Below are 16,706 nucleotides of genomic sequence, written 5' to 3'. Positions count from 1 at the left end.
AGACTCTATGCGTCGTGCCCTGCTGTTCGCCCTGACACTGTTCAGCCTGCCAGCCCTTGCCGAGGACCTGCAGCCTTTCTCTGCCAGCTATACCGCGGACTGGAAGCAACTGCCGGTAAGCGGTAGCGCCGAGCGCAGCCTCAAGCACGAAGAAGACGGCCGCTGGACCCTCAACTTCGAAGCCTCGATGCTGGTCGCTGGCCTCACCGAAGAGAGCACCTTCCGCGTCGATAACGAAACCCTGATGCCACTCACCTACCGTCTCAACCGCAGCGGCCTGGGTAAAGGCAAGAAAGTCGAGCAGGACTTCGACTGGGAACAGAAGCAAGTGATCGGCACCGACCGTGGTGACGCGGTGCGCTTCCCGCTCAATCGCGGCCTGCTAGATAAATCGACCTACCAGATTGCCCTGCAACAGGACGTCGCGGCCGGCAAGAAGAGCGTGAGCTACCAGGTGGTCGACGGTGACGAGATCGAAACCTACGACTTCCGCGTGCTTGGCGAAGAAGTGGTGCGCACCAAGGCTGGCCTGATCGATGCGATCAAGGTCGAGCGTGTGCGTGACCCCACGCAAAGCACCCGCAAGACCGTGCTGTGGTTCGCCAAGGACTGGGGCCACCTGCTGGTGCGCCTGCATCAGGTGGAAACCGACGGCAAGGAATACCAAATCATGCTCAAGGAAGGCACCGTCGCCGGAAAAGCGGTCGAAGGCCGCCGCGACTGATCTGCAACCGAATAAAAAACCGGGCCATCGCCCGGTTTTTTATTGCCCGCCGCAGCGCTGACAAACAGCGCCAACCAGGACTCCTCAGTCCTGGCTGATCGCACCAATCTTGTGAATCGACAGGTCGGCGCCGTTGTATTCCTCTTCCTGGCTCAGGCGAATGCCCAGCGACGCCTTGAGCAGGCCGTACACCGCGAAGCCACCAACCAGCGCGACCACCACGCCCAGCGCCGTGCCGATCACCTGGCTGGCCAGGCTCACGCCACCGAGGCCACCGAACACCTCGAGGCCGAAGATGCCGCAGGCGATACCACCCCAGATACCGCACAGGCCGTGCAGCGGCCACACGCCGAGTACGTCATCAATCTTCCATTTCACCTGTGTGGCGGTGAATGCCCAGACGAACAATGCACCGGCAATCGCGCCAGTGACCAGAGCACCAATCGGATGCATCAGGTCCGAGCCGGCGCAGATGGCGACCAGACCAGCCAGCGGGCCGTTGTGCAGGAAGCCCGGGTCGTTGCGCCCTACCAGCAACGCAGCGACGGTACCCCCGACCATGGCCATCAGCGAGTTGACCGCCACCAGGCCACTGACCCCTTCGAGCGTCTGCGCGCTCATCACGTTGAAACCGAACCAGCCGATGATCAGGATCCATGAGCCCAGCGCCAGGAATGGAATGTTCGAAGGTGCCATGGCCACCAGCTTGCCGTCGCGATAACGGCCATTACGACGCCCCAGCAGCAGCACCGCGCCGAACGCCAGCCAGCCACCCATGGCGTGCACCACCACGGAACCGGCGAAATCATGGAAGCCTGCACCGAAACGCGCCTCGAGCCAGGCCTGGAAACCATAGTTGCCATTCCAGATCAGGCCCTCGAAGAAGGGATAGACGAAGGCCACGATCAGCGCCGTGGCGCACAGCTGCGGGCCGAACTTGGCACGCTCGGCAATACCACCGGAGATGATCGCCGGAATCGCAGCGGCGAAGGTCAGCAGAAAGAAGAACTTCACCAGGCCATAGCCATGGTTCTCCGTCAGCACCGCAGCCGGCTCGAAGAAGTTGATGCCGTAGGCGATCCAGTAGCCAATGAAGAAATACGCCAGGGCAGAGATGGCGAAGTCCGAGAGAATCTTCGAGAGCGCATTGACCTGGTTTTTCTGCCGCACCGTCCCGACTTCCAGGAAGGCAAATCCGGCGTGCATGGCCAGAACCATGATTGCGCCCAGCAGGATGAACAGGGTATTGGAACCGTGGATCAGCGTGGCCACGGCACTATTGATGTTTTCCATCGAGAAAGAAAACTCCGAAGGCAGAAGAAAAGGCACCAAACAAAGGCACAAACCCGAAAATGCGCACCACAATGCAGCCAGCCTGTAGGGCACGCCCTCGAAAAGTGCCGCCAGGTGGCCCTGAAATAGCGCCACCCAAATACGGCATATCGATGCTTATTTCTTGTTAATCAAATGGTTATGCGCGAAATTGACCATCCTGAGCCGCTTCGATAAAGCCCCATCAAGGGGCGCTTCTCGACCTTCGCGCACCAGCAAAATGCAATCGCTATACCAAACGCCAGACCGGTCATTTCCCGACTATTCTTGCGGAACCCTCACGCTACCGAGCACTCGTAAGTAGTACATACCCAATGCAGAGGACTGCTCACCATGCCACGCAAAGCCGCTACTCCAAGCACCAAGGACGCCCTGCTGGATGAATTCCAGGCTCTGGTCAGCGACACCGAGAAGCTCCTGCAACATTCCGCAAGCCTCGCCGGCGAACAGGCCGAATCCCTGCGCGACGACATTCGCAGCAGTCTTGATCGCGCCCGCGACACCCTCCATAAAGCCGAGTCCGGGCTGCGTGAGCAAGGCAAGATCGCCGTTGATGCCACCGAGGATTACGTACACAAACACCCGTGGCAGGCGCTTGGCCTGTCGGCCGCTATCGGCCTGGTACTGGGCCTGCTGATCAGCCGCCGTTGACAGCGCCCATGTCCAATGGACCTTCGCCACGACGCTTGGGAGCAGCCCTTCTGGGCCTGCTCCAGGGCCATGTGGCGCTGCTGGCCCATGAACTCGAAGACCAACGTAACCAGGCACTACGCGCGCTGCTGCTAGGCGGCCTGTGCCTGGCCTTCGCCCTGCTCCTGCTGATTGGCCTATCCGCACTACTGCTGATCGTCTACTGGGACAGCCACCGCCTGGCGGTCGCCACCGGCCTGTGCCTGTTCTACGGTATCGGCCTGCTCGGCTGCGGTGCCTGGCTGCTGACCAGCTTGCGCAACGCCGAAGCGCCGTTCAGCGCCAGCCTGGAAGAACTGCAACGCGACCGCGAGCAACTGCTGCCATGACCTCTACCCTGCCCCCGGGCGCCTCGCGCCGCCAGCTACGCAAAGCTGTGCTGCGCATGCGCCTGGAAATGCATCGCCAGGAACTGCGTCATGAAATGCTGCAGATCAGCCAGCCACTGAAACAGGTACGGGAGTACGGACAACGCCTGCGTCAGGGAAACGCACCATTTTTGCTCACTGGTGGCGCACTGGCACTGGCCGGCCTGCTCGGTGGCAAACGCGGTTGGCGGCGCTGGCTACGCCTGGCATTGATCATCGCGCCACTACTCCGGCGCCGGCCGAACGTCAGCGATTGAAGCAGACATTGGTATAGACCTGGACTGGCCGCGATCTTGCTAGGTTGAACAACCCAGCCGCCATTCGGCGGCTCAACCGCTGAGCGCTAAGGACACCCCAGGTGATCGACGGACTGCCTTTTGCCGTCTTCCAACCCTTCATCGACACCGCTACCGGCCGTATCGCCGGCGTCGAGGCACTGGCGCGGCTGCGCGATGCCCATGGTGAGGCACGCTCGGCCGGGCCACTGTTCGCTGATCCGAAAACCCCACCTGCCGCCCTGCGCCGCCTTGATCGACAGGTGCGCGAAGATGCCCTGCGCCGCTTTCACCAGGCCCCGGCGGATTGGTTTCTGAGCCTGAACATTTCGCCGCGCTGGATCAGCCGCTTGCGCCCGGCGCAACCCCTGCCCAGCCTGATTCAGCTGCAACGCAGTGGCATCGATCCGGCGCGCATCGTCTTCGAGATCACCGAACTCGGCGGAGCCAGTCAGCGCCTGCCTGACGTGGTATCGCGCTACCGCGACGCCGGTGCGCGTATCGCCATCGACGACTTCGGTGCCGGCTACTCGCAGCTCGACCGCGTGTTGGCACTGCAGCCAGACATTCTCAAGCTGGACATGCGCCTGTTTCAGGAAGCTGCCCGTGGCGGCCCCAGCGGCGAGGTAGTCAAAGCCCTGGCACAGATGGCCGAAAAGACTGGCTGCTGGATCATCGCCGAAGGCGTGGAAACCGAAGCCGAACTGAACTTCGCCCTGGAATGCGGCGCCCGTTACGTACAGGGGTTCCTGTTCGCCAAGGCGGAAGAAGAGCTGTTCGCCAGTGACGCCTTCGTCGGCCGCTTCGCGCGGCTGCGTGACAACTACGTACAGCAGAAACTCGCCGAGCGCGCACGCCTGGTCAACCTGCGCCAGCAACTGGCTGAGTTGATGTCCGAACTCAGGTTGTGGGCCGAAAGCGGCGCTCCGGCAACGAGCCTGAAAGCGCCGGACCACTACCCTTGGCTGTTGCGCATCTATCAGTGCGACCGTCACGGCACCCAGCTCACGCCGAACCTGGAATGGCGCCAGGGCACGTGGCAGGCCGATGATCGCTACCTCGGCCACAACTGGTCGTGGCGCCCCTACTTCTATCAACTGCTGGCCGAAGGCTGGGAAGAGCGCCGCCTGACCCTCTCCACCACCTACCGCGACGCCACCACCAACCAGTACTGCCTGACGGCAGGCCAGTTCATCGACAACGGCCGTCGCCTGCTGCTGGTGGATATCGACGCCGCCGGCCTTTAGCCAACCGGGGTTGCAGCCAGCGGCCCGAACACCCAAGCTAGGCGCTCGGATCAACCTGGCGAGGATAGGCCTTGGATTGGCACACCCTGCTCACCCGCGAACGTCTTGGCAAACCCGCTCCCAGCTCGGCAGAACTGGGGCGCAGTCCCTTTCACAAGGATCATGACCGCATCATCTTCTCCGGTGCGTTCCGCCGCCTGGGGCGCAAGACCCAGGTGCATCCCGTTTCGAGCAACGACCATATCCATACTCGCCTGACCCACTCGCTGGAAGTCAGCTGCGTCGGCCGTTCGCTGGCCATGCGTGTCGGCGAGATGCTGCGTGATGAGCTGCCCCACTGGTGCACCCCGAGCGACCTGGGCATGGTGGTGCAGTCCGCCTGCCTGGCTCACGACATTGGCAACCCACCGTTCGGCCACTCCGGCGAAGACGCCATTCGCCACTGGTTCCAGCAGGCCGCCGGACGCGGCTGGCTGGACGCGATGAGCGATGCCGAGCGCGGCGACTTTCTCAATTTCGAAGGCAACGCGCAGGGCTTTCGCGTACTCACTCAGCTCGAATATCACCAGTTCGACGGCGGTACGCGGCTGACCTACGCCACCCTGGGCACCTATCTTAAGTACCCCTGGACCGCCCGCCACGCCGACGCCCAGGGCTACAAGAAGCACAAGTTCGGTTGCTACCAGAGCGAGCTGCCGCTGCTCGAACAGATCGCCGCCAAACTCGAACTGCCACAACTGGAGGCGCAGCGCTGGGCACGCCACCCGCTGGTCTATCTGATGGAGGCGGCGGACGACATCTGCTACGGCCTGATCGACCTGGAAGACGGCGTGGAGATGGAGCTGCTCGACTACACCGAAGTCGAGGCATTGCTGCTCGACCTGGTGGGCGATGACCTGCCGGAAACCTATCGCCAGCTCGGCCCTAAGGACTCGCGCCGACGCAAGCTGGCGATTCTGCGCGGCAAGGCCATCGAACACCTGACCAACGCGGCGGCCAGCGCCTTCGTCGAGCAACAGCACGCCCTGCTGGGTGGCAGCCTGCAGGGCGATCTGGTCGAACACATGCACGGTGCCGCCAAGCACTGCGTGCAGAGCGCGAAGTCCCTGGCGCGCGAGAAGATCTTCCACGACAAGCGCAAGACCCTGCACGAGATCGGCGCTTACACCACGCTGGAGATTCTCCTCAATGCCTTCTGCGGCGCGGCACTGGAGCAGCACAGCGGGCGCCCGCTGTCGTTCAAGCATCGGCGCATTCTCGACCTGCTCAGCTACTACGCTCCCGAACCGGGCTGGCCGCTGTATCGCTCGTTCATGCGGGTAATCGACTTCATCGCCGGCATGACAGACAGCTACGCTACGGAAATGGCGAGGGAGATGACGGGCCGTTCGAGCCCGATCTGACGAACAGAACGCATGAAGAACCTGATTCGCAACAGTTTTACCTGGCATGCCGGCCCGCCGGCCTGGGGTCCGGCCGTGGTCGCTGGGCTGGGCTGTGCATTGCCGCTGCTGCTCGGGCTGAGCACCGCCCACAGCGGTTTTCTCTGGGCCTCGGCAGGCGCATTCCAGGCTGCCCAGGCCAACCCGCTGCACCGCTTCGGCATGCTGCGCATGCTGCTGCTCACTGGTCTCGGCGCCTGCAGCGCCGGCCTGGGTTTCTGGGCTGGCAGTCACCCCCTGATCAGCCTGGGCATTTTCGCGGCGTTCGGGCTGCTCCTGGCCTGGCTGCAACGCTTCGGCAGCGAAGCCGGCAAACTGGGCATCGGCCTGTGCATCTGCCTGTGTCTCGGCCAAGGGCAATTCGGTATCGGCAACCTGCACAACCCTTATGCAGTGGCCATGCTGTTCATCCTCGGCGGGCTCTGGGTAATGCTGCTGGCCTTCGGCTTGCGCGGTCTGCACGGCCTGCGCATGTGGCCGTACATGCCGCGCTTCCTGGCCATCCTCAAGGTGCTCAAGCGCCACGCTCAGCGCCTGCCACGCCAACAATGGCGCCTGCACGCCCTGGCCTGCATGCTGGCCTTCGCCGCCTCAGGGCTGATCGTCAATCTTGCCGGCCTGTCGCGTGGTTACTGGCTGACGCTGACCGTCATCAGCACGCTGCAACTGGAGTTCCAAGGCAGCCTGGTGCGTGCCCTGCAGGCCAGTCTGGCCAGCCTGGCCGCCGCCGGTCTGCTGATCATCTTCGGCCACAGCCTGCAGAGCCCACCGATGATGGTGATGACCCTGCTGGTTCTGGTCTTTCTCAGCCGGGCGCTACAAGCCAATCACTATGGCCTGTTCGTGCTGCAGACCAGTGTGTGCTTCGTGCTCCTGGCCGAGAGCCTGGCGCAGGATTGGCACCTGGCCGAAGTTCGCCTGCTCAACGCGCTGATTGGCGTCGCCCTGACCCTGACCATCGCACTGCTGGTGCATGGCCTGCGCTTGCAACTGAACAAACCGGGCAAGCCCGAGGACAACTCGCAACAGCCTTTATAACGTTTCGGCAGATTCGCTCACTCTTCACTATGCTGTTGGAGCCTGCAGCGCCAGCAAGGAGTGAAGTGCGATGCCCAATACAGCGGTTGCGCGCGAACGCCGTTTCCCCCTGCATGTTCATATCAGTGTCCTGTTCACCCTTCTCTTGCTATTCACTGGTGTGGTGCTGGGGCTGTTCAACTATCAGCAGACCAGCCGGCTGATCTTCTCCAGCAGTTCGACCCTGTTCGAGCGCATCCAGTACGACGTGCAGAAGGACCTGGACAGCACCTATCGTCCGATACGTCACCTGCTCAGCCTGCTGGCACTGCACCCTGCCACCCAGGCCGATACGCTCGACGAACGCCTGGAAATGCTGCCGCTGTTCGTCCAGGCCCTGCGCGACAACCCCAAACTGGCCTCGGTCTACCTCGGCTACGAGGATGGCGACTTCTTCATGGTCAGACCGCTGCGCAGCGACATGCTCAAGCAGCGCTTCGATGTGCCGGACAAAGCCGCCTATCAGGTCTGGGCCATCGACCGCAGCAGTGCCGGCACCGAGAGCGACTACCTGTTCTACGATGGATCGCTGAATCAGCTCAGCCGCAGGCAGAACCTCAGCGAGCCCTATGATCCAAGGCAACGCGAGTGGTTCAAGCGTGCGCGTGGCGACGGCGGGCAGATCACCACCGCCCCCTATCTGTTCTTCTCCACCCAGGAAATCGGCACCACCCTGGCCAGGCGCAGCGGGCTGACCACCGTGATCGGCGCAGACCTGACCCTCGATGATCTTTCCGCTACCCTGGCCAGCCACCGCGTCACCCAAAACAGCCAGGTGGTACTCGCCGACAGTGACGGCAACGCCGTGGCCTACCCCGATAGCAGCCGCCTACTCAAGGAGGTCGATGGCAAGGTATCGCTAGTCAAGGTCAGCGAACTCAACCCGGCCCTGGGTGAACTGTTGGCCGGCCAGTTGAGCGAACAGGACGAAGGCATCGTCGAGCTGGCCAAACAGCGCTGGGCCATGGCCCATCGGCACATTCAGGAAGGCGGACCGCAGGGTTTGCATCTGGCGCTGCTGGTTCCCGAGCAAGAATTGTTGGCCGAGGCCTACCGCATCCGCTGGCAGGGTGCGCTGATCACCCTCACCACCTTGCTGCTGTGTCTACCGCTAGGCTGGCTGACCTCACGCCTGGTGGTCAAACCACTGCGTAGCCTGGTGCAGGAGGCGCAGGCCATCCGCCGCTTCGATTTCGCCTATCCGGCCAGCGGACGCTCACCGATTCTCGAAGTCGATCAACTGGCAGTGTCGATGAGCAGCATGAAGGACACCCTGTCGAGCTTTCTCGACATCGCCGCCAGCCTGTCCGCAGAAACCCATTTCGAAGCACTGATCAAACGGGTGATGGACGCCACCGTCTCCATCAGCGAGGCCCAAGGTGGCCTGCTCTATCTGCTGGACAACGACAGCGGCCGACTGGAACCGCATGGACTGATCATCGACGGCCAGAGCCGTAGCCTCGCCGAACTGGGCATCCACGGCTTGGCCCATGACGATCCGATCCTTCCCACTTGGTTACAACGCCCGGCTAGCGGTGGCGATAGCATCGCTACCTCCATCGGCTTCGACCAGGCCGGGACATTCCAGGGGCTGCTGTCGGCCATGGACAGCCCGCGCCTGCACCTGATCGCGGCTGGTTTGCACAACCGTCAGGGCGACACCGTCGGCGTGCTGGTGCTGCTGCAACGCGATACCGGCGAGAACAGCGAGAGCATGCTCAGCCCGGACCGTGTCGCCTTCGTCGACGCCGTTTCGGGCAGTGCCGCACTGTGCATCGAGAGCCAACGCCTGCTGGCCCGGCAGAAACAACTGCTGGACGCCTTCATCCAGCTGATCGCCGGCGCCATCGATGCCAAGAGCCCATACACCGGCGGCCATTGCCAGCGCGTGCCGGAAATCACCCTGATGCTGGCGCGTGCCGCTGCCGAGAGCGATGCCCCGGAGTTTCGTGACTACAAGCCCACTGACGAAGAATGGGAGGCACTGCATATCGCTGCCTGGCTGCACGATTGTGGCAAGGTCACCACACCCGAATATGTGGTGGACAAGGCGACCAAGCTGGAAACCCTGTACGACCGCATTCACGAAGTGCGCATGCGCTTCGAGGTGCTCAAGCGCGACGCCTGGATCGCCTATTGGCGGGCTCTCGCCGAAGGTGGCGAGGAGGCGGCGTTGGCCACCCAGCGTGATGAGTTGCTTAGCGATCTGGACGACGAGTTCGCCTTCATCGCACGCATCAACTTAGGGGGCGAGGCCATGGCCGATGCCGATCAGGCGCGCCTGCAACAGATCGCCGAACGACGCTGGCTACGGACTCTGGACAACCGCCTGGGGGTTTCCTGGGAGGAAGCCAAACGCCTGGAGCGTTCGCCGCCAAGTCACCTGCCAGTGGAAGAACCACTGCTTGCCGACCGCCCCGAGCATCTGATCGAGCGCGTCGGCCAGGAAGTGATCGCAGCGGACAATCGTTGGGGGTTCAAGCTGGACGTGCCGCCGTACAAGTTCGACCGCGGCGAGCTGCACAACCTGAGCATCGCCCGTGGCACGTTGACGGCCGAGGAGCGCTACATCATCAACCACCATATCGTGCAGACCATCCTGATGCTCGACCGGCTGCCCTTCCCCAAACACCTGCAGAACGTCACCGAGATCGCCGGTGGGCACCACGAGAAGATGGATGGCAGCGGCTATCCCAAACGCCTGACGCGCGAGCAGATGAGCCTGCCGGCACGCATGATGGCCATCGCCGATATCTTCGAAGCCCTGACCGCAGTGGATCGCCCCTACAAGAAAGGCAAGACGCTGTCTGAGGCGTTGAACATCATGGTTGGCATGTGCAAAGGCGCGCACATCGACCCGCAGCTGTTCGCCCTGTTCATCCGCACTGGCATCTACCGGCGCTATGCCGAACGCTTCATGCAGGCCGAACAGATCGATCAGGTGGACGAACAAGCGCTGCTGGAAAAAGCGGGATTACTGTAGAAGTGAACTGCGCTCACGAGGCGTTACGCGACGCCTCGCTTCGCGAGCAGAGCTCGCTCCTACAACAATTGGCGGGCGCCTGGATGAGCCTAAAGGCCATCCAGACAAACGGCGCCGGAGAACCCGGCGCCGCGTCGCGATCAAGCCTGGTTGATCGGGTTTTCCGGGTACCAGACATCCTGCAGCGGGCTGAGCTCGAACTTCTCCAGTTCGTCACGGCCTTTCAGCCAGGCCTCGACGGCAGCGCGCTGCGCCTCGTCCACCGAGCCACGCTTGGCCAGGCAGACCAGACCGAAGTCTTCACCACCGACGTAATCCAGGCCGTTGCCGGCAATGGCCTGATCGAGGAACTGATCGACGAAATCGTCGAGGGTCTGGTCGCTCAAGTCGGCCTTGAAGTTCAGGGTCAGCTCGAAGCCCAGCTCCTGGAATTCATCGACACAGAGCTTCTTGCGCAGACGGCGGGAACGGTTGGTCGCCATGAAACAATCCTCAAAGGTAATAACGCGCGGCACTCTAGCAGTTTCGCCGACACAGCGCCCGTCTTGTATCACCCACCAGCTCTGCGAGCATGCTGAACATCAGCTGTTTGCGAGCGTTGTTTTTAATCAGGCGGTGCCGACTGCGAGCAGAATCTTGCGGCATAATGCCGGCAACTTTTCCCCGAGCCAGACAGTCCTTTGTCTGTCTTCCTCGTTACTCCCGCCTGCCTGCGGAAGGTCCTTGTCCATGATTCAGCGGTTTCGCCAACTGGCGCTGAGCGCCGTGCTTCTCCCCCTCGCCCTGTCCTGCCACGCTGCCAGCGCCGCACTCCCTGCAAAGGTCGAGCAAGCACTGAAAGCCAACAAGATTTCCAACAACTCGCTGTCAGTGATGACCGTGCCTCTGAGCGGGCAAACCGGTGGCCTGCAGTTCAACTCCGACGTCTCGGTCAACCCAGCCTCAACCATGAAGCTGGTGACCACCTACGCAGCACTTGAGCTGCTGGGCCCCAACCATCAGTGGAAGACCGAGTTCTATGCCGACGGCCCGCTGAAGGACGGCGTGCTGCATGGCAACCTCTACCTCAAGGGTGGCGGCGACCCGAAACTCAACATGGAGAAGCTCTGGCTGCTGCTGCGCGACTTGCGCATCAATGGCGTGCATCAGGTTCAAGGAGACCTGGTACTCGATCGCAGCTTCTTCGTCGCCCCACAGTTGCCGGCGTTCAATGACGACGGCGGCGATGCCAACAAGCCCTTCCTGGTCAAACCCGACTCGCTGCTGGTCAACCTCAAGGCGCAACGCTTCATCACCCGCTCCGAAGGCGGCAAGGTGAGTATCGCCATGGACCCACCCATCGCGACGATCCGCATCGATAATCAGGTGCGCGTCCTCAAGGCCGCCAAGTGCCCGGCCTGGCCGGACATCCGCTACAACGCGGTGGACCAGTACGACGGCACCACACTGATCGTCAGCGGCCAACTGGCCGAGGGCTGCAGTGCACAAACCTACCTATCCCTGCTCGACCACCCCAGTTATGCCGCCGGCGCAGTGCGTGGCATCTGGCAGGAGCTGGGCGGTAAGATCCTCGGCAAGGACCGTCTGGGGCCGGTACCGGAAGACGCCCGCATGCTGGTGCGCGCTTTCTCCCCGGATGTGGTGGAAATCGTCCGCGACATCAACAAGTACAGCAACAACACCATGGCCCGGCAGCTGTTCCTCAGCATCGGTGCGCAGTTCCGTACCGAAGCCGACAAGGACGATTCCCTGGCCGCGCAGCGCGTGATCCGCAGTTGGCTGGCCCGCAAGGGTATCACCGCGCCACACCTGGTGCTGGAAAATGGCTCTGGTCTGTCACGCGCAGAACGCATCAGCGCACGGGAGATGGCGCTGATCCTCCAGGCGGCCTGGCGTAGTCCGTACGCCGCCGAGTTCCGCAGTTCGATGCCGCTGGTAGCGATGGATGGCACCATGCGTCGTCGCCTACAACGTACGCCGCTGGTAGGCGAGGCGCACATCAAGACCGGCACCCTGAACAACGTACGCGCCATCGCCGGCTACAGCCGTGACAGCAATGGCCAGGACTGGGCTGTGGTCGCCATTCTCAACGACCCGAAACCCTGGGGTGCCACCTCGATTCTCGATCAGGTGCTGCTCGACACCTACAGCCAACCCAAGCGCTGACGACCACGTAGCCCGGGTGCAATCCGGGGGGCTTTTATGAAGCAGGCCCCGGATTGTGTCCGGGCTACGCAATCAGCGTGCGCTGAAACGCCAGGCTCGGTGGATCTTGGGATTGCGCGCAAAGTCCGGGTCCAGCGTCTGCGCGCTGATCTCTTCGACCTGATAGCGCGCCACCAGGCTTTCATCCAACTGGAACTTGCGGAAGTTGTTGGAGAAATACAGCACACCGCCGCGGGCCAGGCGCGCCATGGCCAGGTCGAGCAATTCGACGTGGTCACGCTGCACATCGAACACGCCTTCCATGCGCTTGGAGTTGGAGAAGGTTGGTGGATCGATAAAGATCAGGTCGTACTCGCCGCGATCCTCACCCAGCCAGGCCATCACATCACCCTGCTCCAGGCGATGCTTGTCAGAAAAACCGTTGAGCGACAGATTGCGTCGCGCCCAGTCCAGGTAGGTTTTCGACAGATCGACGCTGGTGGTGCTGCGCGCCCCGCCCTTGGCCGCATGCGCAGTGGCCGTGGCGGTGTAGCAGAACAGGTTGAGGAAGCGCTTGCCGGCTGCCTCGCGTTGCAGGCGCAGGCGCAACGGCCGATGATCAAGAAACAGCCCGGTATCCAGGTAGTCGGTGAGGTTGACCAGCAGCTTGACCCCGCCTTCGCTCACCTCCATGAACTGTCCCTGAGCAGCCTGGCGCTGATACTGCTTGGTACCGGCCTGGCGTTCACGTCGCTTGATCACCACGCGGCTCTGCGCCACGCCCAGTGCCTGCGGGATAGCAGCCAGGGCATCGAGCAAACGCGCCTGTGCCTTGTCCGGATCGATAGAGCGCGGCGCAGCATACTCCTGAACGTGCACCCAATCGCGGTACAGATCGACGGCCACGGCATACTCGGGCATATCGGCATCGTACAAGCGGTAGCATTCGATACCATCGCGGCGCGCCCACTTGCCGAGTTGCTTGAGGTTCTTCTGCAAGCGGTTGGCGAACATCTGCCCGCCTTCGGACAGGCGCGCCTGCTGCGGCGCATCATTGGCTGGCTCGTCATCGTCCTCGCGCGCACGTCGCTCCCCAGTAACGAACTGCTCGGTCTGCACCTTGATCAGCAGCAGCTTGCAGGGCAGTGCACCGTTCCAGAAGGCATACTGCTTGTGGCTACGCAGGCCCATGCGCTTGCCCAGCTCGGGCGCGCCGGTGAACACCGCCGCCTCCCAGCCCAGACAGGCCTGACGCAGGCGCTCGCCCAGGTTTTGATAGAGATACAGCAAGCTGGCTTCATCGCCCAGGCGCTCACCGTAAGGCGGGTTGCTGATCACTAGCCCCTTCTGATTCTGGTCCGGACGCGGCTCGAAACTACCCAGCTCGCCCTGATAGATCTTCACCCAACCGGACAGACCGGCGCGCTCGACGTTGTTACGCCCAGGCTGGATCAAGCGTGGGTCGGCTTCATAACCGCGAATCCACAGTGGCGGCTTGGCCAAACCTGCGGCGGCGCGCTGCTCGGCCTCGGCATGCAGCTTCTTCCAGATTGCCGGCACATGACCGAGCCAGCTGGAGAAGCCCCAGTGCTCACGCTTTAGATTGGGTGCGATGTCTGCGGCCATCAGCGCCGCCTCCACCAGGAAGGTGCCCACGCCACACATCGGGTCGGCCAACGCGCCACCTTCGGCCGCGATACGCGGCCAACCAGCACGGATCAGCACCGCAGCAGCCAGGTTCTCCTTCAGCGGTGCGGCGCCCTGCTGCAGGCGATAACCACGCTGGTGCAGGCTGTGGCCGGAAAGATCCAGAGAAAGCACCGCTTCACCACGATCCAGACGCAGGTGCACGCGCAGATCCGGATTGAGCTTGTCGATGCTGGGACGTTCGCCACCGGCCGTACGCAGCCGGTCGACAATCGCATCCTTGACCTTGAGTGCGCCGAAGTGAGTGTTGTCGATGCCCGAGCCATTGCCGCTGAATTCCACCGCCAGGCTGCCCGAGGGCTCCAGATGGTCGCGCCAGTCCACCGCCTGGACGCCGTCATAAAGCTCGTCGGCGTTGTTCATGGCAAAGCGCGACAGCACCAGCAGCACGCGGTTGGCCAGACGCGACCACAGACACAGTCGATAGGCCACCTCGATTTCGGCATTGCCACGGACCGCAGCGGTCTGCTCGCGCACATCCTCCAGGCCCAACGTTTTGGCCTCTTCCAGTAAGAGGCCCTCAAGCCCTTTGGGGCAAGTCAGCACGATTTCGTAACGATCAGACATGGATGTTCCACTGCCTATGGCAATCAGGGAGGTGCTGCGGCGCACCTCGACTCAAAAATAAGTGACAAAAGGTCACAGCGCGACCCTTCGTCGGAATAAGCAAGCACTCTCATTTGCACTAGCAAAATGAGCTCATCGGCGCGCATAGCCAGATATGACGGCGTCTGGCTGAAAGTGGCTGGACGTATCTCCAGCATCCTTATGGCCTCACCCGCATTTAGGTTACGCCCTTATGACAAATCGATCATTCACAGGCCCCGGTGCATTCGTTAGAACACTACCTAGGGCTTTCGCTGCAACGGCGAAGGCACAGAAAGTTCGCCACGCCGGCAGCGGACTTTCGTAGGCAGACAATTTCTGCCTGGCCTTGCTGCAAGGCCAACGGGACATAACAGTCAACAGTGAGGGCAACACCCTATGAGAAGACTTAAGCGTGATCCGTTAGAAAGAGCTTTTTTGCGCGGCTATCAGTACGGCATCAATGGTAAATCCCGCGAACTCTGCCCCTTTACCCTACCTTCGGTTCGTCAGGCCTGGCTCAATGGCTGGCGTGAGGGCCGTGGCGACAACTGGGATGGGCTGACCGGCACAGCCGGTATTCATCGACTCAACGAACTTCACGCTGTCGGCTGATCAGGATCACACCCGACTTCACCATGCCGACCCCCTCCGGGCGGCGGGCGCAAGCCCAAGGGCTCCTTCGGGAGCCCTATTTATTTCGGTAACGCGGCAATCGCATCCACGGCCTCGCGAATCAGCGCCGGCCCTTTGTAGATGAACCCCGAATAGATCTGTACCAGGCTCGCGCCCGCCGCGATCTTCTCCGCTGCATGCTTGCCTTCGGTAATACCGCCGACCGCAATGATCGGCAAACGGCCCGACAGCTCACCTGCCAATACCCTGACGATATGCGTGCTCTTGTCACGCACCGGCGCGCCCGACAGACCGCCGGCCTCGTCACCATGGGCCAGCCCCTCGACACCTTCTCGGCTGAGCGTGGTGTTGGTGGCGATCACCGCATCCATGTCGGCGCCCAGCAGCGCTGACGCCACCAGAGCGGTCTCTTCATCGCTCATGTCCGGGGCAATCTTGATCGCCAGCGGCACGCGCTTGCCGTGCTCCTGAGTCAGATCTTCCTGACGACGACGCAGCGCCTCGAGCAACTCCTTCAGCGAGTCGCCGAACTGCAGACTACGCAGCCCTGGCGTGTTGGGGGAGCTGACGTTGACTGTGACATAGCTGGCATGGGCATACACCTTGTCCAGGCAGGCCAGGTAATCGTCCACTGCCCGTTCAACCGGTGTATCGAAGTTCTTACCGATATTGATACCCAGCACACCCTTGAACTTCGCCGCCTTGACCCGCTCGAGCAGATGATCGACGCCATGGTTGTTGAAGCCCATGCGGTTGATCACCGCCTCGGCCTCCGGCAGACGGAACAGGCGCGGCTTGGGGTTGCCCGGCTGCGGACGCGGGGTCACAGTGCCGATCTCGACAAAGCCGAAGCCAAGTTGGGCGAAGCCATCGATGGCATCACCGTTCTTGTCCAGCCCAGCCGCCAGACCGACTGGATTGGCGAACTGCAAACCCATCACGTTTACCGGCAGGCTGGTCGGCGCCTTGGTCAGCAGGCCATTGAGCCCCAAACGGCCACCAGCACCGATCAGATCGATGGACAGCTCATGAGAAGTTTCCGGGGACAGTTTGAACAGCAGCTCGCGGGCCAGTGAGTACATGGGCAGGCTTAGCTCGACAGGTAGAAAGTTGGCAGGCCGGCGATTATAGCCGTGCAGGCACCGCTGGCGCGAGGCAAGCACGCCAGATCAGTCCAAAGGGCGTAAGCTCAACAACTCACCGGTGCTGCTGAACTCCAGCACGAAGGAACCATAGATACCGGCATGGGTCAGATACGGCCGCAAATGATGGGCCGGCAAACTGACGCGGCGCCCATCACGGCTTTGCGCCATAATCCGGTTGGCATGGCCTCGATAGATGGCCTGCAACCGTTCGGCCGATAACGCAATATCCAGCACCAAGCTGGGCATGGAGGCACCCTCGCAAATGAATGCGGCTATTTTGCCACAGACCTGCACCGCGACAGACGCTCACGCGCCGCGCTACGCTATAGGGGTAATAGCCGTCCACGTCT

15 protein-coding genes are annotated in these 16,706 nt (G+C 62.2%); 10 read left to right on the top strand and 5 right to left on the bottom strand.

The features are described 5' to 3' along the window. Positions 1 to 7 precede the first annotated feature (7 nt). Entirely contained in the window at positions 8 to 724 is a 717-nt protein-coding gene (locus BM059_RS04810) for a DUF3108 domain-containing protein (protein ID WP_037000077.1), read from the top strand. 84 nt (positions 725 to 808) lie between these two features. On the opposite strand, the gene BM059_RS04805 is transcribed toward BM059_RS04810, so the two are convergent. Next, positions 809 to 2,017, bottom strand: coding sequence for an ammonium transporter (locus tag BM059_RS04805; protein ID WP_074937073.1), 1,209 nt, complete (start codon positions 2,015 to 2,017; stop codon positions 809 to 811). Positions 2,018 to 2,389: 372 nt separating this feature from the next. Between BM059_RS04805 and BM059_RS04800 the strand changes: the two genes are divergently transcribed. The 7 genes from BM059_RS04800 to BM059_RS04770 all read left to right on the top strand — a co-directional run bounded on the left by BM059_RS04800 (position 2,390) and on the right by BM059_RS04770 (position 10,138). Further along, complete coding sequence (locus tag BM059_RS04800; protein WP_036998469.1) at positions 2,390 to 2,707, top strand: ElaB/YgaM/YqjD family protein; 318 nt, start codon at positions 2,390 to 2,392, stop codon at positions 2,705 to 2,707. 8 nt (positions 2,708 to 2,715) lie between these two features. After that, positions 2,716 to 3,075 (top strand): phage holin family protein, encoded by a 360-nt coding sequence (locus BM059_RS04795; RefSeq protein ID WP_074937071.1) that lies wholly within the window; start codon positions 2,716 to 2,718, stop codon positions 3,073 to 3,075. Continuing rightward, positions 3,072 to 3,371, top strand: coding sequence for a hypothetical protein (locus BM059_RS04790; RefSeq protein WP_036998477.1), 300 nt, complete (start codon positions 3,072 to 3,074; stop codon positions 3,369 to 3,371). Before BM059_RS04795 ends, BM059_RS04790 begins: the two co-directional genes overlap by 4 nt. Before the next feature lie 101 nt (positions 3,372 to 3,472). Beyond that, entirely contained in the window at positions 3,473 to 4,636 is a 1,164-nt protein-coding gene (locus BM059_RS04785) for an EAL domain-containing protein (RefSeq protein ID WP_036998478.1), read from the top strand. Positions 4,637 to 4,707: 71 nt separating this feature from the next. After that, complete coding sequence (locus tag BM059_RS04780; protein ID WP_074937070.1) at positions 4,708 to 6,039, top strand: deoxyguanosinetriphosphate triphosphohydrolase; 1,332 nt, start codon at positions 4,708 to 4,710, stop codon at positions 6,037 to 6,039. A 12-nt stretch (positions 6,040 to 6,051) separates the two neighbouring features. After that, positions 6,052 to 7,116: an FUSC family protein gene (locus BM059_RS04775; protein ID WP_036998481.1), complete on the top strand. Its 1,065-nt coding sequence runs from the start codon at positions 6,052 to 6,054 to the stop codon at positions 7,114 to 7,116. Between the two features lie 70 nt (positions 7,117 to 7,186). Continuing rightward, positions 7,187 to 10,138, top strand: a complete 2,952-nt coding sequence (locus tag BM059_RS04770; RefSeq protein WP_074937068.1) for an HD domain-containing phosphohydrolase — start codon at positions 7,187 to 7,189, stop codon at positions 10,136 to 10,138. Between the two features lie 140 nt (positions 10,139 to 10,278). On the opposite strand, the gene BM059_RS04765 is transcribed toward BM059_RS04770, so the two are convergent. Then, positions 10,279 to 10,620: a 50S ribosome-binding protein YggL gene (locus BM059_RS04765; RefSeq protein WP_036998483.1), complete on the bottom strand. Its 342-nt coding sequence runs from the start codon at positions 10,618 to 10,620 to the stop codon at positions 10,279 to 10,281. Between the two features lie 247 nt (positions 10,621 to 10,867). Between BM059_RS04765 and dacB the strand changes: the two genes are divergently transcribed. Further along, positions 10,868 to 12,304, top strand: a complete 1,437-nt coding sequence (dacB, locus tag BM059_RS04760) for a D-alanyl-D-alanine carboxypeptidase/D-alanyl-D-alanine endopeptidase (protein WP_074937066.1) — start codon at positions 10,868 to 10,870, stop codon at positions 12,302 to 12,304. A gap of 72 nt (positions 12,305 to 12,376) precedes the next feature. Here the strand turns inward: dacB and rlmKL are convergent, their stop codons facing one another. Then, positions 12,377 to 14,557 carry a bifunctional 23S rRNA (guanine(2069)-N(7))-methyltransferase RlmK/23S rRNA (guanine(2445)-N(2))-methyltransferase RlmL gene (gene rlmKL, locus BM059_RS04755; protein ID WP_074937064.1) on the bottom strand — a complete coding sequence of 727 codons (2,181 nt, stop codon included), beginning with the start codon at positions 14,555 to 14,557 and terminating at the stop codon, positions 12,377 to 12,379. A gap of 417 nt (positions 14,558 to 14,974) precedes the next feature. On the opposite strand from rlmKL, the gene rmf reads away from it, so the two are divergent. Next, entirely contained in the window at positions 14,975 to 15,190 is a 216-nt protein-coding gene (rmf, locus tag BM059_RS04750; protein ID WP_003244273.1) for a ribosome modulation factor, read from the top strand. An 80-nt stretch (positions 15,191 to 15,270) separates the two neighbouring features. Here rmf and BM059_RS04745 read toward each other — a convergent pair whose 3' ends face one another. Both BM059_RS04745 and BM059_RS04740 read right to left on the bottom strand, forming a co-directional pair. Next, positions 15,271 to 16,293, bottom strand: a complete 1,023-nt coding sequence (locus BM059_RS04745; protein ID WP_036998488.1) for a quinone-dependent dihydroorotate dehydrogenase — start codon at positions 16,291 to 16,293, stop codon at positions 15,271 to 15,273. Positions 16,294 to 16,380: 87 nt separating this feature from the next. Next, on the bottom strand, positions 16,381 to 16,602 hold the full coding sequence (locus BM059_RS04740; protein WP_036998489.1) for a DUF2835 domain-containing protein: 222 nt from the start codon (positions 16,600 to 16,602) through the stop codon (positions 16,381 to 16,383). Positions 16,603 to 16,706: the final 104 nt, after the last annotated feature.

Origin of the sequence: Ectopseudomonas composti, assembly GCF_900115475.1 — a bacterium.
Classification (GTDB): domain Bacteria; phylum Pseudomonadota; class Gammaproteobacteria; order Pseudomonadales; family Pseudomonadaceae; genus Aquipseudomonas; species Aquipseudomonas composti.
This window is presented reverse-complemented; position numbering and strand designations above follow the sequence as displayed.

Coding starts and splice junctions, on each gene's coding strand:
- BM059_RS04790 (WP_036998477.1), top strand. CDS start 3,072: ATGACCTCTACCCTGCCCCCGGGCGCCTCGCGCCGCCAGCTACGCAAA.
- BM059_RS04805 (WP_074937073.1), bottom strand. CDS start 2,017: ATGGAAAACATCAATAGTGCCGTGGCCACGCTGATCCACGGTTCCAAT.
- BM059_RS04800 (WP_036998469.1), top strand. CDS start 2,390: ATGCCACGCAAAGCCGCTACTCCAAGCACCAAGGACGCCCTGCTGGAT.
- rmf (WP_003244273.1), top strand. CDS start 14,975: ATGAGAAGACTTAAGCGTGATCCGTTAGAAAGAGCTTTTTTGCGCGGC.
- BM059_RS04740 (WP_036998489.1), bottom strand. CDS start 16,602: ATGCCCAGCTTGGTGCTGGATATTGCGTTATCGGCCGAACGGTTGCAG.
- BM059_RS04810 (WP_037000077.1), top strand. CDS start 8: ATGCGTCGTGCCCTGCTGTTCGCCCTGACACTGTTCAGCCTGCCAGCC.
- BM059_RS04795 (WP_074937071.1), top strand. CDS start 2,716: ATGTCCAATGGACCTTCGCCACGACGCTTGGGAGCAGCCCTTCTGGGC.
- BM059_RS04745 (WP_036998488.1), bottom strand. CDS start 16,293: ATGTACTCACTGGCCCGCGAGCTGCTGTTCAAACTGTCCCCGGAAACT.
- rlmKL (WP_074937064.1), bottom strand. CDS start 14,557: ATGTCTGATCGTTACGAAATCGTGCTGACTTGCCCCAAAGGGCTTGAG.
- BM059_RS04775 (WP_036998481.1), top strand. CDS start 6,052: ATGAAGAACCTGATTCGCAACAGTTTTACCTGGCATGCCGGCCCGCCG.
- dacB (WP_074937066.1), top strand. CDS start 10,868: ATGATTCAGCGGTTTCGCCAACTGGCGCTGAGCGCCGTGCTTCTCCCC.
- BM059_RS04765 (WP_036998483.1), bottom strand. CDS start 10,620: ATGGCGACCAACCGTTCCCGCCGTCTGCGCAAGAAGCTCTGTGTCGAT.
- BM059_RS04770 (WP_074937068.1), top strand. CDS start 7,187: ATGCCCAATACAGCGGTTGCGCGCGAACGCCGTTTCCCCCTGCATGTT.